Source organism: Thalassospira sp. ER-Se-21-Dark (genome assembly GCF_017922435.1).
GTDB lineage: Bacteria > Pseudomonadota > Alphaproteobacteria > Rhodospirillales > Thalassospiraceae > Thalassospira.
Genome location: NZ_VDEZ01000003.1, coordinates 185933 through 208742, shown reverse-complemented (window position 1 = coordinate 208742; position 22810 = coordinate 185933). Strand labels below are relative to the sequence as shown.

Annotated in this window: 19 protein-coding genes; 13 read left to right on the top strand and 6 right to left on the bottom strand. The window is 55.0% G+C overall.

Annotated features, from left to right (window positions below; genetic code table 11):
• The first annotated feature begins 158 nt into the window (after window positions 1-158).
• On the top strand, window positions 159-1562 hold the full coding sequence (gene mgtE, locus FHI25_RS13625) for a magnesium transporter (RefSeq protein WP_210518604.1): 1404 nt from the start codon (window positions 159-161) through the stop codon (window positions 1560-1562).
• A gap of 84 nt (window positions 1563-1646) precedes the next feature.
• Here mgtE and FHI25_RS13620 read toward each other — a convergent pair whose 3' ends face one another.
• On the bottom strand, window positions 1647-4271 hold the full coding sequence (locus tag FHI25_RS13620) for an EAL domain-containing protein (RefSeq protein WP_210518602.1): 2625 nt from the start codon (window positions 4269-4271) through the stop codon (window positions 1647-1649).
• 374 nt (window positions 4272-4645) lie between these two features.
• Here FHI25_RS13620 and FHI25_RS13615 point away from each other — a divergent pair, with 374 nt between their 5' ends.
• The gene (locus FHI25_RS13615) at window positions 4646-6037 is read left to right on the top strand and encodes a methyltransferase (protein ID WP_210518600.1); all 1392 of its coding nucleotides are present in this window, start codon (window positions 4646-4648) and stop codon (window positions 6035-6037) included.
• Between the two features lie 178 nt (window positions 6038-6215).
• A complete protein-coding gene (locus tag FHI25_RS13610) occupies window positions 6216-7265 on the top strand; it encodes a hypothetical protein (RefSeq protein WP_210518598.1) in 1050 nt (349 codons plus the stop codon).
• Window positions 7266-7305: 40 nt separating this feature from the next.
• On the opposite strand, the gene FHI25_RS13605 is transcribed toward FHI25_RS13610, so the two are convergent.
• Window positions 7306-7821 carry an SH3 domain-containing protein gene (locus tag FHI25_RS13605; RefSeq protein ID WP_063087024.1) on the bottom strand — a complete coding sequence of 172 codons (516 nt, stop codon included), beginning with the start codon at window positions 7819-7821 and terminating at the stop codon, window positions 7306-7308.
• A gap of 200 nt (window positions 7822-8021) precedes the next feature.
• Here FHI25_RS13605 and FHI25_RS13600 point away from each other — a divergent pair, with 200 nt between their 5' ends.
• The 7 genes from FHI25_RS13600 to FHI25_RS13570 all read left to right on the top strand — a co-directional run bounded on the left by FHI25_RS13600 (window position 8022) and on the right by FHI25_RS13570 (window position 13776).
• Complete coding sequence (locus FHI25_RS13600) at window positions 8022-9008, top strand: D-glycerate dehydrogenase (RefSeq protein WP_008890071.1); 987 nt, start codon at window positions 8022-8024, stop codon at window positions 9006-9008.
• A gap of 150 nt (window positions 9009-9158) precedes the next feature.
• Window positions 9159-9548, top strand: coding sequence for a hypothetical protein (locus FHI25_RS13595; RefSeq protein ID WP_210518597.1), 390 nt, complete (start codon window positions 9159-9161; stop codon window positions 9546-9548).
• A 147-nt stretch (window positions 9549-9695) separates the two neighbouring features.
• Window positions 9696-10382 carry a fumarylacetoacetate hydrolase family protein gene (locus tag FHI25_RS13590; protein WP_210518595.1) on the top strand — a complete coding sequence of 229 codons (687 nt, stop codon included), beginning with the start codon at window positions 9696-9698 and terminating at the stop codon, window positions 10380-10382.
• 60 nt (window positions 10383-10442) lie between these two features.
• Window positions 10443-11240, top strand: coding sequence for an exodeoxyribonuclease III (gene xth, locus FHI25_RS13585; protein ID WP_210518593.1), 798 nt, complete (start codon window positions 10443-10445; stop codon window positions 11238-11240).
• 194 nt (window positions 11241-11434) lie between these two features.
• Window positions 11435-12268 (top strand): hypothetical protein, encoded by an 834-nt coding sequence (locus FHI25_RS13580; protein WP_210518591.1) that lies wholly within the window; start codon window positions 11435-11437, stop codon window positions 12266-12268.
• A 431-nt stretch (window positions 12269-12699) separates the two neighbouring features.
• On the top strand, window positions 12700-13548 hold the full coding sequence (locus FHI25_RS13575; RefSeq protein WP_210518589.1) for an OmpA family protein: 849 nt from the start codon (window positions 12700-12702) through the stop codon (window positions 13546-13548).
• 30 nt (window positions 13549-13578) lie between these two features.
• The gene (locus tag FHI25_RS13570; protein ID WP_008890077.1) at window positions 13579-13776 is read left to right on the top strand and encodes a YqaE/Pmp3 family membrane protein; all 198 of its coding nucleotides are present in this window, start codon (window positions 13579-13581) and stop codon (window positions 13774-13776) included.
• Window positions 13777-14127: 351 nt separating this feature from the next.
• On the opposite strand, the gene FHI25_RS13565 is transcribed toward FHI25_RS13570, so the two are convergent.
• Both FHI25_RS13565 and htpG read right to left on the bottom strand, forming a co-directional pair.
• Window positions 14128-15462, bottom strand: coding sequence for a deoxyguanosinetriphosphate triphosphohydrolase (locus FHI25_RS13565; RefSeq protein ID WP_246879102.1), 1335 nt, complete (start codon window positions 15460-15462; stop codon window positions 14128-14130).
• 156 nt (window positions 15463-15618) lie between these two features.
• Complete coding sequence (gene htpG, locus FHI25_RS13560) at window positions 15619-17499, bottom strand: molecular chaperone HtpG (RefSeq protein WP_210518587.1); 1881 nt, start codon at window positions 17497-17499, stop codon at window positions 15619-15621.
• A 286-nt stretch (window positions 17500-17785) separates the two neighbouring features.
• Here htpG and FHI25_RS13555 point away from each other — a divergent pair, with 286 nt between their 5' ends.
• Entirely contained in the window at window positions 17786-18112 is a 327-nt protein-coding gene (locus FHI25_RS13555; protein ID WP_167722480.1) for an HPF/RaiA family ribosome-associated protein, read from the top strand.
• 119 nt (window positions 18113-18231) lie between these two features.
• On the opposite strand, the gene FHI25_RS13550 is transcribed toward FHI25_RS13555, so the two are convergent.
• Both FHI25_RS13550 and FHI25_RS13545 read right to left on the bottom strand, forming a co-directional pair.
• Window positions 18232-18564 carry an antibiotic biosynthesis monooxygenase family protein gene (locus FHI25_RS13550; protein WP_210518585.1) on the bottom strand — a complete coding sequence of 111 codons (333 nt, stop codon included), beginning with the start codon at window positions 18562-18564 and terminating at the stop codon, window positions 18232-18234.
• Window positions 18561-19151, bottom strand: a complete 591-nt coding sequence (locus FHI25_RS13545; RefSeq protein WP_210518583.1) for an NAD(P)H-dependent oxidoreductase — start codon at window positions 19149-19151, stop codon at window positions 18561-18563. The genes FHI25_RS13550 and FHI25_RS13545 overlap by 4 nt, the downstream gene beginning before the upstream one ends.
• Before the next feature lie 114 nt (window positions 19152-19265).
• Between FHI25_RS13545 and soxR the strand changes: the two genes are divergently transcribed.
• Together soxR and FHI25_RS13535 are read left to right on the top strand one after the other, a co-directional pair.
• Entirely contained in the window at window positions 19266-19727 is a 462-nt protein-coding gene (gene soxR / locus FHI25_RS13540) for a redox-sensitive transcriptional activator SoxR (RefSeq protein ID WP_008890084.1), read from the top strand.
• A gap of 157 nt (window positions 19728-19884) precedes the next feature.
• The gene (locus tag FHI25_RS13535; protein WP_210518581.1) at window positions 19885-22797 is read left to right on the top strand and encodes a helicase-related protein; all 2913 of its coding nucleotides are present in this window, start codon (window positions 19885-19887) and stop codon (window positions 22795-22797) included.
• The last annotated feature ends 13 nt before the right edge of the window (window positions 22798-22810 follow it).

Below are 22810 nucleotides of genomic sequence, written 5' to 3'. Positions count from 1 at the left end.
TGATCCCAAGCGGGGCTGGGGTGATTTGCTATCGCGCTCTTGACCGGGGCTATGTGATAGCGCAGAAACAGCCGTGCCGGGCGTTGGAACACAATGCCCGACACGGCGTTTAATCTTTTGCAGGAAAAATTGGCGGCTCATTAAACAGGGAGGGGCAGATGACAGGTCAAGTTGAAGAACTCGACCGGCCGGCGGAAAAGTCGTCTGGCGATGAATATGTCGATCTGACTCCCGAATATGCCCGCGAAATCTTTGATGCGCTGGGCGAGGAAGAAGGCAGCAAGGCTGCTGACCTTCTGGGCGAGTTGCACTTTGCCGATATTGCCGACTTGCTGGGTTGGGCAAGCTCCAACCAGCGTGAACTGCTTGTCGATCTGATCCGGCCGGATTTTGATCCGGAATTCCTGACCGAACTTGATGATGAACTTCGTGAAGAAGTCATCGGGTTACTTGGCACCGATGTGGTGGCCGAGGCCATCACCGAACTTGATTCCGATGACGTCGTCGAAGTTATCGAGGACTTTGACGAGGATGAGCAGCGCGAACTTCTTGGCGCTCTGTCGGATATCGAGCGCGCGCGCGTTGAAGAGGCGCTGTCTTATCCGGAATATACCGCCGGTCGTATCATGCAGCGCGAGCTGGTGGCGATCCCGGATTACTGGTCTGTCGGGCAAACCATTGATTTCCTGCGTTCGGCCAAAAGTCTGCCGGAAGATTTCTATGACATCATTGTCGTTGATCCGCGCTATAGCCCGGTCGGGATTGTGCCGCTGTCGCGTGTGATCCGGACAAACCGCCCGGTGCTGATCCGTGACGTGATGGAATCAGATGAAATGCGCACGGTCGTCGTGACCGAGGAACAGGAAAACGTCGCCCATCTGTTCCGCCAACGCGACCTGATTTCTGCCCCGGTTGTCGATGACAGCGGACGGCTGGTCGGTGTGATCACGGTTGATGACGTCGTTGACGTTATTGACGAGGAATACGAAGAAGACATGATGCGTCTTGCCGGTGTCGGCGAGGAAGACGACCTTTCAAGTGCGATTTTTGACACCACCCGATCCCGTTTTACATGGCTTTTGGTTAATCTTGGCACCGCGATCATGGCATCGGTTGTGATCGGTCTGTTTGAAGGCACGATTGAAAAGCTTGTTGCGCTGGCCGTGCTGATGCCAATCGTCGCTTCGATGGGCGGTAATGCCGGGACGCAGACATTGACCGTGGCCGTGCGTGCGATTGCCACGCGTGAACTGACCAGTACCAACGCATTGCGCGTGATCCGCAAGGAAGTCGCGGTGTGTGGCCTGAACGGCCTGGCCTTTGCGGTTCTTGCCGGGGCTGTGACATGGTTCTGGTTTGATGACATGCTGCTAGGTGGTGTGATCGGCGTTGCCATGATCATCAACCTGCTGTTTGCCGGCCTGTTCGGGGCGCTGATCCCGCTTGGTCTGGAACGTGCGGGCATTGACCCCGCCGTCTCGTCGGCGGTTTTCCTGACGACGATTACCGATGTTGTCGGCTTTTTCGCCTTTCTGGGATTGGCGGCAGTCTTCCTGCTTTAGTCACCTCATTCGAAGACCAAAAAACAACCCCCCGCAGTCGATCCGGCTGCGGGGGTTTTCTTTGACCGGAATGTCAGGCTCAGGCTATCCCGATTTCGTGTCAGAGGCAGGCCGTGACTTGCCTTTGGGGACCGATTTGGTCGGTTTCTGCTGTATCAGCAGTTCCATCGTATCGGCGGCATCGCGCGGTGGCGACAGAAGGAAGCCTTGAATTTCATCGCATTCGGCCGCCTGAAGGGATGCCATCTGTTCTTCGGTTTCCACGCCAACGGCAACCACCTTGCGGTTCAGGCCTTTGCAAAGGCGGATGGCTGGTTGCAGGACGCTGTTTTCGGGCTGTTCATCAAGTGCGACATTAAACAGCGACTTGGACAGTTTGATGCGCTGGACCGGGAAGCGTTTCAGATACCGCAGCGACGTGTTGCCCGCCGCAAAGTGATCAAGCGTCAGGCCAATGCCCGCCTCCGAGAAACGATAGAATTGACCAAGGGCGCGTTCCGGATCGCGCATCACGATTTCTTCGGACACTTCGATCTCGATCATGGCCGGATCAACTTCATGTTCGGCGGTCAGATCAGTGATATTCTTGATCAGATCGGCCTGAATGAACTGGCGGCTTGAAACGTTAAGCGCAATCGGTACGGGGACATAGCCCTGACGGCGCCAGTCGGCAACCTGTTTACAGACGGTTTCGATGATCCAGTGACCAAGGGGCGAAAGCAGGCCTGTGCGATCCGCAACCGCGATAAAATCGGGCGGCAGTCGGCGTTTGCCACTGTCATCAATCCAGCGCAGCAGCGCCTCGAACCCGGTAAGGGTGCGGTCCGATGTGCGATAGCGCGGCTGATATTCCAGAACAAAGCGTTTTTCATCGACCGCACGGCGCAACTGCGTTTCCATCGACAGGCGCGCATGCATCACGTTGTTCATCGTCTCGACGAAGAAGCAATAAGATGATTCTGCGGATTTCTGGGCGCGATACATTGCCGCATCGGCATTGGCCATCAATTGCGATGGTGCACGTGCATCGTTGGGATAAAGCGCAACCCCAACACTGACATGCAGGCGGATTTCATCGCCTGTAGTGGTCAGGATCGGTTGCGACATGGCTTCGACCACGCGTTCGGCGACAAGGGCTGCACCCTCGGCCTCGGAAAGATCGGTTGCGATGATGGCAAACATATCGCCCGAGAACCTGGCACACGTATCCTTTTCGCGCACGGTGGCGCGCAGACGCCCGGAAATGGTGCGCAGCGTCTCATCACCAACATCGGCACCAAACCGGTCATTGATCGCCCGGAAATTGTCGATATCAACCACCAAGACCGACAGAAGTTTTTCATAGCGTTTGGCATGCGCAACTGCCTGATTGAGGCGATCTTCAAACAGGGCGTGGTTGGGAAGGCCCGTTAACGGGTCATGGGTTGCGAGATAGCGCAACCGGTTGACCGATGCATTGGCGGCTGGATTGTGATGAAGGGTGATGTCGACACAGTCCGGATGGGTCGAAGAGGGGCGCATCATCAGGTCGCAGACGACATGAACGCCTTCGGCACTGCGGACAATCCATTCGCGCCGGAGTTCTTCGTCACCGCGATTGATCGCAAGCAGCATCTTTTCCTGCGAACGCCGGGATGCGGTGCCATCCGACTGGAATTCCGGTGCCAGATTATAAAACCGGATAAAGCCGTAATCCTCTTCGCGCAAATCAAAGAATTCGGCGGTTTCCGGCGACATCGATTTCAGGTGACCGTCAAGCTTGGTGATCGAAAGCGACAGGTCACTGATGTCATCGCCAGCATGGATGTGATGAACTGTGCGGCGCATTGCCATTTTCTGCCGGTTGCTCAGCAGGAAGACAATCGTTGTGAACAAAATGGTCGTCAGGGTCCCGAATATCAGGATCAGTTCGGGATTGATCGTGCTGTGCGCCAGTTGCGGATCAGCAATGACATCGACCTGCCATTGGCGGCCAACCACATCAAAGGCGACTGTGCGCTGAAGGGTTTCGTCATCACCTTCGCCGCGAATTTCAAACAGAACAGTGTCACCTTCGCGGACACGGACGGTGTAATCTTCGACCTGTTCGGTATTGATCACCGCCGCCAGCATGGAGCGAATGCGAAACGCCCCGTTGATGATACCGATAATCTCGCCATCGCGGCCCAGAACCGGGGTATAGGCCGCAAAACCGCGGCCGCCCTGCATGAGCTCAAGCGTTGGTGTGATCTGGGTGCGGCGTTGATCAAGCGCGATATCAAGAACCGGACCGGCAAGCGGATGACGTTTGAGATCCGCCCCCATGGCCGGAACGTTGCCCTTGATCGGAGCGACATACAAAATGATGTAGTTCGGCGTTATCCAGTTGATCGCCTGGAGTGCCGGGAAGCGGCTTTGAAGCGGGGTCGCAACCGAAAGATAATCTCTTTCGTCCTCGGGCGGGCCGCTTTGCCAATTGTCGGCAAAGCTTTCAAGCACCGCGAGGTTATTGTTCACAATGGATTTGATCTGCTGGGAAACGGAATTTGCCGTAATCTGGCCCGCAGATTGAAGGATTACGCGGCGATCGCTTTCAACCATTTGCCAAATCAGATAGGTGACAGATGCGAAGAAAGCAGCCGTCAGAAAACCAGCCGCCAAAGCCCGTTTTTTCAGGCGTGACGTTTGTTTGGTTGCGTTTTCCTCTGCGTGCTTTGTTTCTTCTTCCATCTCTCCCCCAAACACAACGACCCTTGCTGATCCTCCCCGATCAGGATGTGTGTGCATACGGTTATCACCAGTAAACATCCATGCACCGATGGATAAAGATGCCAGTGTATTTTGCTGGCCGATAACCGGTACTATTTGTTTATGGTGTTATTCTTACACGACTTTAAGGGGTTGGTCGCCTGCATTTACGGATTAATTTTTGACGGTAATTGCCAAAAACTGTTCCGGGACAGGGTTTTGATACAGGTTTGGCGATAATAAATCCGTGTTAGCCCCTGTTCTGAAAACGTGAAGTGTTGTATCTGAGGCGGAAATCCGGCACCCGCAGTAAAGGCCGGTCATTGTGTGACAAAGATCACCCCCAGAGAGAGTCCATGAAACACCATAACCGCAATCCCCGTGCACGGGGAGGACGCAAACGTCAGCCATCCCGGCGCGATCCGCTGATCGGGTTTGAAGCAGACGTCACCATCGAACAGATTGGTGCGCGCGGCGATGGGATTGCCCATGTCGCGACGCCCGATGGAAAGTCGGTTTTGATCTATGTGGATTGCGTGTTGCCGGGTGATCAGGTGCGCGTTGCCCTTCGCCAGAAACGTGGCGATGGGTATGGGGCAGAGGTGGTTGCCGAAATCGCACGATCGAGTGGCTATAACACGCCACGCTGCACGCATTTCAAGGAATGCGGGGGCTGCGCCCTGCAGCATATGAATGATGACGATTACCGCACTTGGAAACGCGACAAGGCGCTTGTCGCGGTTCAGCGCGCCGGTATTGATCCGCAAGATGCCAAAATACTTGTCGGGGATGTCGAAATTTCACCGCCGGCAAGTCGCCGTCGTGCCGGTTTTTCGGTGCATGTAGGGGCAACCGGCGTTTTTGTCGGGTTCCATGGGCGGTTCAGTCACACGGTCCTGAATGTGCCCGACTGTGCGGTATTGCGCCCGGAACTGATGGCGTTTCGCGAAGCATTCGTCATGTTCCTTGAAGCCTGCCCGCCGGAACATGCACGCGACATCAAGGAAGTGTTTGTCACCCTGACCGATAGCGGTCTGGATGTGCTTATTCAGGCAAGCAACGATCCCGACCTTGATATGCGACAGGATCTGGCGGAATTCGCGGAAGCACAAAATATCGCCCGGCTGAGCTGGAAAACCGGTGATCGTCCTGATGAACCGGTTGCTGCGCGTCATTTGCCGGTTGTCCGTTTTGAAGGTGTCGAGGTGGCGATTGCGCCGGGCGGTTTCTTGCAGGCGACCCAGGACGGGGAACAGGCACTGGTTGCGGCCATCAAGTCGGCATTGGCTGATATCGCGCCCAAAAACGTTGCCGATCTTTTCTGCGGTGTGGGCAGTTTTACATTTTCACTGGCCCTTTCGGGCAAGCGGCGTTCGGTCACGGCTGTGGAGAGTGATCCGCGGGCCGTGGAATTACTGCAATATGCGGTCGGGCAATCGGGTAGCCCGGTCAAGGTCGTAAAGCGCGATCTGTTTCGCCAGCCGCTTGTTGGTGATGAACTGAGCAGCTTTGACCTTGTGGTGTTTGATCCACCGCGTGCCGGGGCGCTTGCCCAGTCAGAGACACTTGCGATCGACGGGCCGGAATGGATCATTGCCGTATCATGCAATCCGGCGACGTTTAGCCGGGACATGCGGGTTCTTCGGAATGGCGGCTATGAAATCACCAAAGTCGTGCCGGTCGATCAGTTCCTGTGGTCGTCGCATCTTGAATTATTCGCCATTTTGCGCCGCGTTTCTGCCGGTTGACGCCGTTTGCAGAGCGGTGCGCTTTGGGGCTTAATTTTTATTCACTGATATACTATACTATCAGTTGGTATTTCCGCCGGACACCAGGATGGTCAGGTTGGCAAGGGATTGAAAATGCGCAGTCCCTTTGCCCGTGCAGCACGTAGTTGTTTTGCCGGCTTGTTTGAGCGGAAAAACAATGGAACCACTGGCCAGTCAGTTGCCGATTTATACCAGTACTGCGCGCGCAATTGCCCCGCAGAACCGGTTGATTGCGTCTGAAAGCAGCCAGTTTTCCGCTAACAATCAAAACACAAACCGTAATACCGATCCGCTTCGCAGCGCAGGTTCTACCAATGCGCAACTAAACCGGTCTTTGGGCAGTGCGGGTGAACTTCTTGGTCAGGCTTCCACGGATATTTCGCGGATTGGCGATGCGCTTGACGAAATTGACGCGCTTGTCACGGTCGCGGAAGAAAACAGCGATCTGTCGACACAGCAACGCGCCCAGTTAAACGCACAGATCGAAGATTATCTGACCCGGATCGACGATATTGCGGCCAATAGCAATTTTGAGGGCCGCGATCTTCTGACATCGGATCAGACGATTACGTTGCAGGTTGGCAGCGGTACATCATCAGACAATCGTATTGATGTGGAGTTGTCGGCTTCAAGTTCCGAAGATCTGGCGACCGGCCTTTCGGCGATAAATGTTTCCGACAGCACGGGCGTTTCCAATGCACGTGCGCTGGTTGACGAGGCGCAGCAAGCGCTTCGGGATCGCGAGATTTCCGTTTCTGCTGATCAGGGAAGTTTGCGAACAGCGCAGGACCAGAACCGCGTTTCGCAGGTTGCCGGTGAAAACATTGTCCAGGCGCAACTGGCGGCATCGGCACCATCTGGTCGCGAGGATGCGCAGGCAAACATTGCGCAAAATCTGCAGGCCTATCTTGGCGATATTTCCGCACAGCTTGCCAGCCAGACAGTCGCGGTGGGTGGTATTGCCTTGCCAGAACCGCGTCCTGATCCTGTGCCCGAACAGGAAGAAGATCCGTTCTTCGATCCGACCGCCGAAGACGACGATCAGAGCCAATCACAAGACTTCCTTGGCCAATCTGTTCCAGACAGCGGAACAACCCGACCGTTGGCGACCACCGGGTTTGGCGGATATGACAGCGGTGGCAACGGAACATCGGGCGGCAGTGGTCGTGCGGATCGTCCGGCCAATCGGATTTCTGTCGAAGCGTGAGCCTGATCTCGGTTTCCGAAATGGTTAGCAGGAAGGCGTTTTATCCTTCGACATTCTCGCCTTCGTAGATACCCCAGAACCCGTGGCGGGGCGCCCAGCCTTCGAAATCACCAAACCGCAACTGACACCAATCGACCGTCGCCGGGCAGTCTTCAATGCGGCCAATCACACTTGCCGAGACCAGCGCGATCTTGCGGGCATTCTTGTCGGCGGCGGAATACAGCGTGATGTTTTCATCGGTCACGATGACGTGGCGCGACCCGATCAGAAGGCTTTGATGAACCCAGCCTTCGCTGCCTTCCCAGTCACGCACCTTGCGCCAGGTGTCGAATTCCGACACCACTTCCATCGGCATATTGCGACGGTGATAAATCCAGACTTTCGGGTATCGAAGGCCGGGGCCAGAGCGTAAAAATACCTTGTCAGAGCGCAGCGCGACAAATCGCGGGATCGGCAGGCCCGATTCCTGTGCGCTGGCCACGATCGGGGTGGTCAGACTGCCAAGAATCGCCAAGGCCATGAAGCGATACAGAAATTTGCGCAAAACCTGCGGCATCTTGTTGGTATTCCTTCATTTATTCCATTTGCGCTGGTTTTGTAATAATTCGCTGTTGCGAAATAAAATTACAAAAAGTGCGTCAAAATTCTTGCTTTTGTACCTTTCGGCATGGCATCACTGCACTGCGGCAGGGCACAAAAATGCACCATGCCTTATTTTGTCTGAAAAAGAGTTAAAAGACCGCATAGGATCGGCACATGACCAAGAAAAAACCGCTTGTCGTCGTGACCCGGAAACTGCCGGAAGCGATTGAAACCCGCATGATGGAACTGTTTGACGCGCGTCTGAATATCGATGATGCGCCGATGAGCAAGCAGGAACTGATTGATGCGGTCAAGGAAGCCGATGTGCTGGTGCCAACCGTCACCGACAAGATCGATGCGGCAGTTCTGGCCCATGCGGGTCCCAATCTGCGCCTGATTGCCAATTTCGGCACCGGTGTCGATCATGTCGATCTGCAAACAGCCCGTTCGCGCGGCATTACAGTCACCAACACACCCGATGTCCTGACCGAGGATACCGCGGATATGACCATGGCGCTGATCCTGTCGGTATCGCGCCGTCTGGCAGAGGGCGAGCGCCTTATTCGCAAGGGGGAATGGGCAGGCTGGGGCCCGACGCTTATGCTCGGTCATCGTATCTGGGGTAAGCGCCTTGGCATTGTCGGCATGGGCCGTATTGGCCGCGCGCTGGCACGCCGGGCAAAGGGTTTCGGCCTTTCGGTGCATTACCATAACCGTCGCCGTGTACATCCAGATATCGAAGAAGAACTGGATGCGACCTATTGGGAAAGCCTTGATCAGATGCTGGCCCATGTGGACGTCATTTCGGTCAACTGCCCGCATACGCCGGCGACCTATCATTTGCTGTCGGCGCGGCGTCTTAAACTGATGCAACCGCATGCCATTCTGGTCAACACCGCACGCGGCGAAATCGTTGATGAACCGGCCCTGACCCGGATGCTGGCCGATGGTGAAATCGCCGGTGCCGGACTGGACGTGTTTGAACATGAACCAGCGGTGAACCCGAAACTTCTGGAGCTGCAAAACGCGGTTCTGTTGCCCCATATGGGATCGGCAACCATTGAGGGCCGCGTTGACATGGGCGAAAAGGTCCTGATCAACATCAAGACGTTTGTCGACGGCCACACACCACCGGATCGCGTGATCGAAGGATTGCTTTAGGCCGCTTTCCATAATGATTTCAAAGGGGTGATGGCGCGTATATCACCCCTTTTTTCATACACTCCCCATATGTGGATGGTGTGACGTGGTCGCTACCGGCACTTTCCCGGGCATTAAACCAAACCGGTTTCAATTTCGGGATGTGTCAAAATGGTAAGACGGCCAAAAACGCTTGTTGCTGATCTGGGTGTCGCGCCCCCGGCAAATGATGACGTCGCGGCCGGGCTTGCAACACGCGAAGTCGTCTTGCACGGGCCATGCGTGGTATCAGGCATTCAAAGCCGTCACGCCGAAGAGATTGTCTTTGTGCGGTCCGGAACCGTCGTGGTCAGTGATGGCGATGGAAATGTATATGGAGGCCATGACGGCTGCATTTCGATCCTTCAGGGGCAGCGTTACCATCTTCATGTCAATGCTGGCCAAACCGCCAAACTTTTGATCCTTGCTGTGCCCGCTGTCCACGATCCGGAACAGTTTTCTGCCTTGCAGATCGCAAAGGCCAGAGTTCGCGATATGATCCTGCGCGAGGAGCGCAAGTGATCTGTCAGCACCTGCCTGAGGGTGCGATGATCCTTTCTCCTGACAATTCCTGACAGCAGATACGTGCCAACGCGCATTGGGCGTTTCTTTCTGATCCGTGCTTGTTTATGACTGTTGCATATCTCGCATAAACAACACGGGGTCATCATGAGTTTGATCTTTGACGCACCTGCACCGACGACCATTCCGGTTCAGGGCACCGACGACGTTTTCCCGGTAAATCGCATTTTCTGCATCGGCAAAAACTATGCCGAACATGTCCGCGAAATGGGTTCCGATCCTTCCGACACCCCGCCTTGTGTATTTATGAAACCGACTGACTGCCTTGTGGTCGGAAATGGTGACTTGCCATATCCGTCAGGCACGGAAGACCTGCATTATGAGGGCGAGCTGGTGGCTGCACTTTCCAAGGGGGGCAAGGATCTGGATCGCGCCGCCGTTGAAGATGCGATTTTTGGCTATGCTGCCGGTCTTGATATGACGCGCCGCGATGTTCAGGCGGGTCTCAAGGACCGTCGCCTGCCATGGGATATGGCAAAATCCTTTGATGGCTGTGCGGCCATTTCCGCCATAAAGCCCAAGGCCGATGCAGGCAATCCGCATGCAACCAACCTGAAATTGTCGGTCAATGGCAATGTGCGTCAGAACGACACCACGGCCAAAATGATCTGGCCGGTGGTGGATGCACTGATACATCTTTCGACCCTGATCGAACTGAAACCAGGCGATCTTCTGTTTACAGGAACGCCCGAAGGCGTTGGCCAGGTTGTCCGTGGTGATCGCATGGATTTGGTGATTGCAGATGTTGCGGAACTGTCTGTGACCTTGAAATAGACCGTTGGGGGGATCGTGGGGCAGGGACCCATCCTCAATCGAGCAAGAACGGAGCCCGTTTTGAAAATCGTAAGCTGGAATATCAATTCCGTCCGACTGCGTATTGAACAGGTCATCAAGTTTCTGAATGATCAGCAGCCCGATGTGCTGTGCTTGCAGGAACTGAAATGCCCCGATGAGCATTTCCCGCATGATGCCTTTGAGGCGGCTGGTTATGTTCATCGCCTTAATCACGGCATGAAAAGCTATAACGGGGTTGCGATCATATCGCGCCTGCCGTTTGTCGAAACCGACATCAAGCATTTCTGCGGCAAGGAAGATCGCCGTCATTGCATGGCAAAGTTCGAAAATGGCGTCGAACTTCATAACTTCTATATCCCGGCTGGCGGGGATGAACCCGACCCGGCAATCAACGAAAAGTTTGCCCACAAGCTGTCCTTCATTGATGAAATGACCAACTGGTGGGGCGAGCGTCGGGCAACCGATCCCAACCGCAAGGCAGTTCTGGTTGGCGATTTCAACATTGCACCATCGGAAAATGATGTCTGGTCGCACAAGCAGCTTCTGCGCGTGGTCAGTCACACGCCGGTAGAGGTCGAAATCCTTGAGAAATTCCGCCAATCGGGAGATTTCATCGATGCTGTTCGCGAAGTGGTTCCTGAGCCCGAAAAACTGTTTAGCTGGTGGAGCTATCGCGCACGCGACTGGCGGGCAAGCAACAAGGGCCGTCGACTGGACCATGTCTGGATGACGCCAAACATGGCAGGAACGGTGCGCACTGCATCGGTTTATGACATTGCCCGGGATTGGGAAAAACCATCGGACCACGCACCCGTTGTGGTGGAATTCAATCTCTGAACATGCAGATTAGCCGAGATTTCAAAACAGCGGATCAGGGAAGCCTAATCCGCTGTTTTGTCATGTGAAATAACTTGATTGTCTGGCCGATCAGCGCAACTCTTCTGGTTGAACGAAACCGGATGCGTCCCCATTTGCACCCTAAGGGTTGAATTTCGCGTATTTTCGGTGAGGCACTACGCAGGAAACGGGCAATGAAAAAGATACTGATTGGTCTGGCCGTGATCATCGTTTTGGTCGTCGGGGCCCTCGTCTATGTTTACGTCAATCTTGATAACATCGTGAAATCCACCATCGAAGAGGCAGGCACGCGTGTGACGCTGGCCGATGTCGCGGTTGAAGGTGTGTCGATCGAGCCGACGCAAAATACCGCGGCGATTAACGGGCTTGTGGTCGGCAATCCGGACGGGTTCAACTCCGATTATGCGTTCTCGCTTGGTAATATCTCGGTCCGTCTTGATGGTTCGACCCTGACCAGCGACACGATCCGTATCATCGAAGTGGTGGTTGATCAGCCAAGTGTCATTTACGAACTGGGCAACGGAAGTTCAAACATCGCAACCATCCAGCGCAACGTCGAAGCCTTTGTTCAACGTGTTTCCGGTCCGACCGGGGCAGGTGGGGCTGATGGTGCCGCATCTGGCGACGATGCCGCAGGTGGAACCAAAATCATTATCGACAATGTCTATGTCCGTAACGGTGATGTCGGCGTTTCGGCAGACTTCCTGCAGGGCAAAAAGCTGTCTGCCAGCCTGCCGGAAATTCATCTGACCGATGTGGGCAAGGAAGAAGGCGGCGCGACCCCGGCCCAGGTTGCCAGTGAAATCCTGACAGCGATCAACACCGCCGTCTTCAAGGCGGTTTCAAGCTTGAATGTTGATGGCCTGTTGCAGGGCGTCGGTGACCTTGGCAAAGGTGTCGTCGGTGCGGTTGGTGGCGCTGCAAGTGGCGGTGGCACCAAACTGAAAGAAGGTGCCGATGCGCTTGGTGGCGCGGTCAAGGGACTGTTTGGCGGTTCCTCGGACTAGGTCATCGTATGATCGTCTTGATCTGATGAGATGTTCGGCCCGATGGATTTGTTTTTGATCCATCGGGTCGCTGTGTTTTTGGCGATTGCGTGATCAAATCAAAAGGACAGGCCGCGAGACCGGATGCCTGTCGATTGTGAATTTTCTCTATCCCACTGCTTTTTTTCATGAATTTGACTTCTATATATCTTGGGTTAGGGATAGTTATATCCACAATCTGTGTTGTCTTGGGGCTTCGACCATGGACGTGAGGTGGATCGAAATTCGGGGTCAGGTCTTCTGATCTGATTATGACAAGAACGGCATGGAACAGGACGGGCCACAAGGCCCGCCATATGGCCCGGCAAGACATTGGGAAAAATGTCGGCAGGGCCGAAAAAATAGAATGGGATTGGGATCCCGATAGTCGGTCAGATCAAGGAGTAACACCGATGAGAGCCAAACTGCTTGCCGTTGTATCCGCCGCCGCCTTTCTGAGCGCGTGCGCGAACATGAACATTCCCGGAGTGCGCGATATGGCCGACCAAGGATCGGCTTTTGACGCAGCTCTTCACCAGAATTATGCAGACCTTGCCCAGGCAGAATATGACGAGGCTGACTGGGCCGATGCACGTTATTTCACCAACCGTTCAAAGACTGCGGCGATGGGCATGGATTCCGGTCCGCAGGCAATTGCCGAACGTAACCTGCCCGAAGGTTCCGAGGCCGAGGTTGAAGTCGCCCGGGCTGACCTGATGACGGCCCTTGAGGCTGGTGGCCGTGAAAAGGCTGCCAGTGCCGCTGCACGCGCACAGAGCAGCTTTGATTGCTGGTTGCAGGAACTCGAAGAAAACATCCAGCAGGAAGACATTGATAACTGCCGTTCGGCATTCTATCAGGCATTGGCCATCGTACAGGCCGAACTTGATACCGGCCCGGCCCCGATGGCCGCCATGTCGATGCCGGTTCCGATGAATGTCTATTTCGGGTTCGACAGTGCCGCCATCGACAGCAAGGCGATGTCTGTTGTGAACGGTATTGTCGAGGCGTATGGCAAATATGATCCGAAAATGATCAGCCTTGTTGCCTATGCTGACCGTGCCGGTGATGCGATGTATAATGACATCCTTGCCAAATCGCGCGTTGATGCGGTGGTCAAGGCATTGCGTGATGCGGGTGTTCCGGCAAGCAAACTTGCAATCAGCATCAGCGGCGAGGCCAATGTGCCGGTTTCAACTGCTGACGGCGTGCCCGAACAGGGCAACCGCGTTGTGACGGTTACTTTCGAAGACGGCATGTAAGCACGTCAAACTAAAAAGGGGATTTCATCCATGCGTCTATTGATTGCACTTCTTCTGCCCTGGTTGCTTTTCTTTACCATCGGGCGTCCGATTGCCGGTGTTATCTGCCTGATCTTGCAGATCACGCTGATTGGTTGGGTTCCGGCAGCAATTTGGGCCGTTTACGCGCTCAGCCAGTATAACACCGACAAGAAAATCAGCAGCGCCATGGGTGGCGGTCAGGAATGATCGGTGTGGTTTGCCAAATGGCAAACAGCAGCGATCCCGACATCAGAAGGCAGGCTTCCGAGCCTGCCTTTTTCTTTATCTGAGTAGATCCAGCCCCCAGAACGCCGGGCGGATTGCCTAGTGCAGTTTACGGCGCACTCCGCCGATAAACCGGCCAATCAGCCGGGAGATGATAAATCGGGTCAGAAAAAACGTCACCGCACTGGCAACAGACGGCCAGTACCACGTCTGTATTTCCGGGCGCGTGCTTTGATCAACCAATCCATAGATGACTGCGGCAAGTGCGCCGGCGGCGAAAAACGCCGTTCTGCGTCGATAGCGGGCAATAAAAGAACCGAGGAGCCACATCGCCTAGTGCTGTCCGCCACCGATGTCACGTGCAAGGCGGGCGGCAAAATCATCGGTCATACCTGATACGTAATCGAGAAGGACCAGGTAAAGATCATAAAGCGACGCCCCGATGGGCATGGCATCATTACCGATCAGTTCGCGGACCCGTCCGGTTCGATAGGAAATGTCGGCTTCTGATTGTGCATGATGCACATCAAGGGCAGTTTTACAGAATGTCTCGAGCAAGGTTTCAAGATGGGCAAAGGCGCCGACCTCGATCTGGACCTTGCGACGGTTGAGAATGATCTGTTTCTCGGAAAATGACTTGGCCTGCGCGATCAGGTCGTTAAAGGGCCCCTTGGCACATGCCAGAAGATCTCCCTTCCATTCGCCAGCCAGAAGCGACTCTTCGTTGGCGACAAAGGCATCAACCAGTGCATCAAGAACACCGGCAATGATTTTACCCCGCAGGAAGGAAATCTTGCGGCTGACATTGGGTTCGCGGTCGTACTCGGTCGGCAGGTCATCGGTGATGCAGGGCAGCAGCATCTTTTCAAGAATAGCGAAATCGACAAGTTCCAGTTCTACGCCGTCCTCGATATCAATCAGGGCATAACAAACATCATCAGCAGCCTCGACCAGATAGACCAGCGGGTGACGGCAAAAGGCCTGATCGCCGGTACGGATCAATCCGGTGGCATCGGCGACTTCTTCGAGAAGCCCGAATTCCTTTTGAAAGGCGCCGAACTTCTTTTTCTGTGGAAAAGGACTTCCGGCGGCTGACCACGGGTATTTCAAAAAGCTTGCCAGGGTTGCATAGGTCAGGCGCATGCCACCGTCGTACAGACCGGTCCGTTTGTTGGTCAGAAGGCGGAAACCCTGGGCATTGCCCTCGTATGTTGTCAGATCGGCAAACTGCGCCTCTGTCAGACCTTCGGTGAATTTGGGGTTTGCGTCGACAAACCATTGGCGGATGGCATATTCCCCGGCGTGACCAAAGGGCGGGTTGCCAATATCATGACAAAGTGCCGCTGCCTGCACGATGGCGGCCATATGGTCGGGCTCAATCGCGTCGGGCAGGCTGCCCTTTTCATGCAGGCGGTTTCCGACCATCAATCCCAAAGACCGGGCAACACAGGATACTTCCAGACTGTGGGTCAGGCGGGTGTGGACGTTGTCATTTTCCGGCAACGGATGAACTTGCGTTTTGCGCTGCAAGCGGCGAAAGGCCGCCGAAAAAATGATCCGGTCATAATCCTTGTGAAAATCGGACCGGCCAAATGTACCCACACTGGAATGACGCGACCCAAGCCGAGCTGGAGATAGCAATTGCTGCCAGTTCATCATTGCTGTCATCGTATTTCGCACCTTCCGGTCGGACTTCAGTTCTTGGATATCTGGGAAGTTTATGCCGGGTTTTGGTAAATAAGCATTTTAAATTCTGCACAAAACCAAAAGAAAACGGCGCATCTGATGACGCGCCGTTTTGCAAAGATCGGGCCTGTGGGGCGATTAAGCGCCCAGACCTTTTTCCATTACAAGATCAAGGCGACGGGCAAAGCTGACCGGGTCGGGCAGGGCTTCGCCTTCGAGGATGCGGGCCTGATCAAGCAACAGCAGGGCTGCGTCATGAAGGATCGGGGCCTTGGCATCCTTGGTGGCAATGTCAGACAGCTTTTTGATCAGGCTGTGCTTTGGATTGATTTCAAGGATACGCGGGCTGATTTCATCGACACGGTTGTGCTGTTTCATCAGGCGTTCCATGCGCAAATCCATGCCCATTTCATCGGCAATCAGACAGCAGGCCGAACTGGTCAGGCGATCTGATTCCCGAACGTCCTTGACCCCGGTGCCAAGGGCAACCTTGATCGCGGCAATCAGGGCACTAACCGATGCCTCATTTGCGGCATCATCCTTTTTCTCGTCCTTGGCGTCATCCTTGTCATCGGACTTGATGTCGTTTAGGTCGGCACCGCCACGGGTAACCGACTTGAAATCTTTGCCATCAAACTGGCCGACAGACGGCATCCAGAATTCATCAACCGGATCGGTCAGAAGCAGGACTTCGATCCCCTTGGCAGCAAAGCCTTCAAGTTGCGGGCTGCGTTTAAGGGCGTCGATATCCTCGCCACTGATGTAATAGATCGCCTTCTGGCCGTCTTTCATCCGTTCGACATAGTCGGCAAGTGTGGTCCAGCCATCACCATGGGTCGAGCGGAACCGGGCGAGTTTGAGGATACGATCACGGTTGGTCTGATCTTCGTACAAACCTTCCTTGACGACCGAGCCAAAGTTTTCCCAGAAGGTTTCATAACCCTCGGCATCTTTCTTGGCCGCGGTTTCAAGTTCGGACAGGACCTTTTTGGTCAGGCCGTTCTTGATCTTGGTCAGAAGCGGATGGTCCTGCAACATCTCGCGCGAGACGTTCAGTGGCAGGTCCTGACTGTCGACCACGCCGGATACGAAACGCAGCCACGGCGGCAGCAATTCGTTGGCACCTTCTGTGATGAAGACCTTGCGGACATAAAGCTTCAGATGGCCTTTGCGCTGCGGATCATACAGATCGAACGGGCGCATGGTCGGCAGGTAAAGAAGCCCGGTATATTCAATCGCACCTTCGGCCTGATAGTGGATGGTTTTCCACGGTTCATCAAACGCGTGCGAGGTGTGCTTGTAGAATTCCTTGTACTGTTCTTCGGTGATCTCGCTTTTCGGGCGGGTCCAGAGTGCGGAGGCCTCATTGAGCGTTTCATCACCTTCGCCCTTCATCAGGACCACCGGAATGCCGATATGGTCGGAATAGGTTTTGACGATATGACGCAGACGATGTTCGTCTGTGAATTCGTTGTTGTCGTCGGTCAGATGCAGGGTGATCTGGGTGCCGCGGCCTTCCATTTCGGCCTCGGCAATCGTGTATTCGCCCTTGCCGTCAGATGACCATTTCCATGCCTGATCATCGCCGGCCTTGCGGCTGACGACTTCGACCTTGTTGGCGACCATAAAGGCGGAATAGAAACCGACCCCGAACTGACCGATCAGGTCGACATCCTTGGCGTTGTCGGATTTCGAAACGGCATCAAGGAACTTCGCGGTGCCGGAATTGGCAATGGTGCCCAGGTTTTCGACCAGATCTTCCTTGTTCATCCCGATCCCGTTATCGGCAATCGTCAGAACATTGCGGACATTATCTGTCAGAAGGCGCACCTTGAAATCGGCATCACCAGCGAGCAAATCCGGTTTGGCAATCGCTTCATAGCGCAGCTTGTCGCACGCATCCGAGGCGTTGGAGATCAGCTCGCGCAGGAAGATGTCCTTGTTGGAATAAAGCGAATGGACAACGATATCGAGCAGTCGGCTAACCTCGGCCTCGAACCGCATTTTTTCTTCCGTCATGACCTCTTTTTTCTCCTTTGTTTCAAGCGTCTGTCAGCCTCCTCCGATATTGGCAGAAGGACCGACACCTTAACGGGGTGAACTTTAAACCGAGCTTGATATGCGTCAACGCATCTTGCAGCGCAAGTCTTGTATCCTAAGTATATAGAAAGACGGTTTTATAACAGGGACGCACACAGAAGTTTGGAAGCGTTCCTGACAGTTCCCGGACCGCAAAAGTGCCGGGTTAATCCGCAGGGTGCAATGCCCTGTCTTGCGTCCAAGGCTTTACACAGGAGGCCATACCATGAAGGTTCCCGTTCAAATCACCTATCGTGATGTTGATCAGTCTGATGCGCTGGATGAGCGCATCCGTTTCAAGGTGGAAAAACTGGAAGAAACCTTCGACCGCATGACCAGTTGTCATGTCGTGGTGGAACGCCCACAGGCATCTCATAACCATGGAAACCGTTTTGCTGTGCACTTTGGCATCCATGTGCCGGGCAAGGAAATCATGGTGAAGCGCGACAGCGCCGATCACGCCCATGAAGATGTTTATATCGCGCTGAAAAACAGTTTTCAGGCCGCGCGTCGGCAGCTCAAGGAATACGCAGACAAGATGCGCAACCACTAAGGTTCACAAAGAAGTTTGAAAAGGCAGGCGGGGCGACCAGATGGTCGCCCCGCTTTTTCGTGTGGTGGCACGAGGTGGTTGGAAAATGTATCAGCCCGACACCGCCGGGGTTGGGGGAGTTAAACAGTGCCGGACTGATACAGGGTGCTGAACCGACCGGGGGCGGCCGCTTCAATCAGGGGGCGCACGCGCGCCATGTGGTCGGCAAAGCGCTGTGATCCGGTCCAGGCTTCAAGATCAGCACGCGATTGAAACCGCGACATGATGACAAAGGATTGTCCGTCTTCGGCAGCAAACAGCCGGCCGCCGATTAAGCCGTCAATTTCCGGTGCTACGCTGGTTTGGAACTGCGTCTGGATTTCGACAAATCGATCCTTTTGACCGGGTTTTGGTGTCACATGGCTGATGCTGACGACTTCGTCATTTGCATCGCTTGCAATCGTGTTTGTCATGATGCAACCGCCTCAAGGAGGGGGTGTTTGCCTTGCGGGTAACGTGCATCGCGCAACGCACCAGCCCACCATTTGAAATCGGTCATCATGTGACGAAGGGCGTTATTCGTACCTTCGAGGTCTATTGGCCGACCGGTTTCATCGAACTTGTCCCAGGCTTGGGCAAAGCTTATGACATCGCGCAGGGTCACCGCATGCAACTCGGCAAAGACAAGACGCAATTGTTCAACAGCGCGCAAGCCACCTGACATTCCGCCATAGGATACAAACCCGACGGGTTTGCGTTTCCATTGTTGCTTGGCGGCATCGATCAGAAGCTTTAGCTCGCCGGTAAAGCTGTGATTGTATTCCGGGGTAACGACGATGAAACCATCGGCCTCAGTCAAGGCAGTATGAAGGTGCGCGACCGCAGGGTGATCAGCGCCAACATGGGCCGCGGGCAGGTTCAAAACAGCGGGATCAATCGTATCAACAGAAAGCTCGTGATCCGATTTTAGGGTTTCAACGACCCAGGTCCCGACCGTATCGCAAAAGCGACCTTCACGCGCGCTGCCAAAGATGACGGCGATATTAAATGTCTCTTTCACGGCGTTCTCTCCTTGCCAATTTCACTTCAATGAGTAAGGTTCTAAAACCTCAACTAATGTTAAGGTCAAGCACGTTTTAGAATTTTTTCAAGGCAGGCAAGGGGAGCAGGGAAAATGGCAGAAAAAGGTGTGTTGCAGCGCTATCTGAGCGTCGGAGAAGTCGCAAGTCGTTGCGGTATTGCCGTTTCGGCGGTGCATTTTTATGAACGCAAAGGTTTGATCAGCTCGATCCGCACCGATGGCAACCAGCGCCGTTTTCATCGCGGCGTGTTGCGCAAACTTGCCATTATCAAGGTCGCGCAGAAAACCGGTATTCCGTTGTCGGAAATCGGTGCGGCGCTGGATAAGCTGCCCCCCAATACCGTGCCGACCATCAAAGACTGGGAAAAGCTTTCATCGCAGTGGCGCGATGATTTGAATGAACGCATCGAACAATTGACCCGTTTGCGCGATCAGCTGGGCAAATGCATCGGTTGTGGTTGCCTGTCGATTTCCGCATGCCCGCTCTACAACCCCGGAGACACGCTTGGCAGCGATGGCCCGGGGGCCAGATTGCTCGAACTCAAGGAAGAATAGGCGGGTTTGCGCGACATCAGCGGTTTGGGCCGTGATGCCCCAGTTTGGTGCGCCTTGCGACGGCAGGCAGAAAGCTTGACATGGCGCTGGTTCGCGTGTTGAAAGGCCCAATGATTGCGATGGCCCGGATCATTGGGCTGTCGATTGGAAAAGTTTGATGCAGATTTCAACCCGAACCGGTCCTCGTATCCTTGCCATATTGGGGCCGACCAACACCGGCAAGACCCATCTCGCCATGGAACGGATGTTGGCACATACGACCGGGATGATCGGGTTCCCGCTCAGACTTCTGGCGCGCGAAAACTATGACCGCGCGGTCGCCAAGGTCGGCAAGGGCGCGGTGGCATTGATCACCGGCGAAGAACGCATTCTTCCGAAAACAGCCCGTTATTTCCTCTGCACGGTCGAAGCCATGCCGGTCGCCAAGCAGGTTGACTTCCTGGCGATTGATGAAATCCAGATGTGTGCCGATCCGGAACGTGGTCATGTCTTTACCGACCGGCTTTTACATGCGCGCGGACGCCATGAAACCATGTTCATGGGGGCGGAAACAATTCGCCCGGTGATCCGCAAGCTGGTTGATAATGTCGAATTTGATCGCCGGGAGCGGTTTTCGACTCTGACCTATAACGGGGCGAAGAAAATACAGCGCCTGCCCGCCCAGTCGGCGGTGGTGACGTTTTCAGCCCAGGAAGTTTACGCCGTTGCCGAATTGGTGCGCCGTCAAAAGGGCGGGGCGGCTGTGGTGCTTGGCGCGCTGAGCCCGCGCACGCGCAACGCCCAGGTCGAGATGTTCCAGAATGGCGAGGTCGAACATCTGATTGCGACCGATGCAATCGGGATGGGGTTAAACCTTGATCTCAACCACGTGGCCTTTGCCGCGATGAGCAAGTTTGACGGCAAGTTCAACCGTGGCCTGACCGCGGCTGAAACCGCCCAGATTGCCGGTCGTGCCGGGCGGCACATGAATGATGGCACGTTCGGGGTGACGGGAAATCTTTCGGGGATTGATCCCGACATTATCGAGCAGATCGAAGAACACGAGTTCGAGCCGCTGGCAAAGGTGTTCTGGCGCAACGCGCGACTTGATTTTCGCACGGTGGATGCGCTGCAGAAATCGCTGCGTCGGCGTTCGGATGACCCGACCCTTATTTTGGCGCGCGAACCGGTTGACGAAATCATGCTCGATCATCTGGCACGCAACGAGGACGTCGCACGCATCGCGACCGCCCCGGACCGGGTGCAGTTATTGTGGGAAATCTGCCAGATTCCCGACTTCAGAAATATCCATACCGATGCCCATCCGAGGCTGCTAACATCTATCTATCGCTATCTTGCGAAACCCGGAAGTAAACTGCCCATTGACTGGTTGGGCGAACAAATCTTGCGTCTGGATCGTTATGATGGTGATATTGACCAGTTGTCATCACGTTTGGCAGGTATTCGCGTCTGGACATATGTATCGCATAAGCATCACTGGCTCGAAGATGCCAATCATTGGCAGGAACGCACGCGGGCCATTGAGGACAAGCTCTCAGATGTGCTACATGAACGCCTGACCCAAAGGTTCGTTGACAGACGGACCTCGGTTTTATTGAAAAGTCTCAAGGACAAGTCTGAACTCATGTCTACCATCACTGCGAATGGTGAAGTACAGGTCGAAGGTGAATTTGTCGGCCGTCTTGACGGATTCCGTTTCATTGCTGATGAAACCGATGCTGCTTTTGAAGGCAAGGCGATTGCCAGTGCCGCACGTCGCGCGTTGACCGGCGAAATCGCCCAACGTGTCAAACAACTTGAAACTGACGAAGACGACAAGTTCGCAGTAAACGGCCAGCTTCAGGTGCTGTGGAACGGTTCGCCGGTTGGTGTGCTGAAAAAAGGTGACACGGTTCTGTCGCCCGAAGTTCAGGTCATCGACAGCGAGTTCTTTGACGGTCCGACCCGCGAACGGGTACGCACCCGTCTGCAGAATTTCATCAATTCCCATATCGAAACGCGCCTTAAAATGCTGACCCGCCTGCGCGACTGTCAGCTGTCCGGGCCGATTCGCGGACTTTTGTTCCAGTTGAACGAAGGTCTGGGCTGTGTGCCGCGTTCGGAACTCGAAAGTCTGGTCAAGGACCTGTCTGACGAAGACCGCAAGGCGCTTGCCAAACTTGGCGTGCGTCTGGGTGTTGAAACCGTCCATGTGCTTGATGCGCTCAAACCGGATCCGGTTGAGCTGCGCGGCATTCTTTGGGCGGTTGCACGTGAACTTGATGCCCTTCCGGAACTGCCGCCGGCAGGCCGGACCTCGGTCCCCAATGACCGTGCGAATTCCAAGGGCTTCTACCTGGCTGCCGGTTACATGCCGGTTGGCCCGCTTGCCGCCCGTGTGGACATGCTTGAACGTTTTGCCGCCCTTCTGCGTCAGAAGGCGCGTGAAAACGATGGCAAGGTGCGCCCGGATCCTGATCTGCTGTCGCTTTTGGGCTGCACGGTCGAACAGGCCGAAGGCGTGTTTACCGCACTTGGCTGGCGTGCCGAGGTAACCAAGGTCAAGAAATCCGAACTTGAAGCAAAGGAAGCCGAGAAAAAGGCCGAAGAAGCTGCCAAGGCAGCCAAGCCCGAGGAAGCAAAGCCTGAAGCGGGCAAAGCCGAAGCTGAAACCGCAGAGGGTTCTGAGGTGGCTGCAACCGAAGCCAAGGCTGATGCCCCGGCCGAGGAGCCAGCAGCACCGGCAGAGGTCGCTGCGGATGCGTCTGCCGAAGCAACGTCGGAAACGCCGGCGGTTGAAACCGATGCCGATGGCGACGAGCTGGTCGAAGTCAAATACTTCGTCCGTGTTGATCGTCGCAAACGCGGTGGCGGACAAAACCGTGGTCAACGCGGCCCGCGTCAGGAAGCCCGTGGTGGCGGCAAAGGTGGCCCGAAAGGCAAGGGCGGCAATCGTCCGAATCAGGGCGGCAAAGGTGGCCGTGGTGGCAAGCCCGGTGGTGGCCGCAACCAGGCGCCGGAAAAAGCCAACCAGATCAATGAAGATTCGCCGTTTGCCAAGCTTAAGGAAATGCTTGAAGCCAAGGGCTGATCGTTTCAGATAT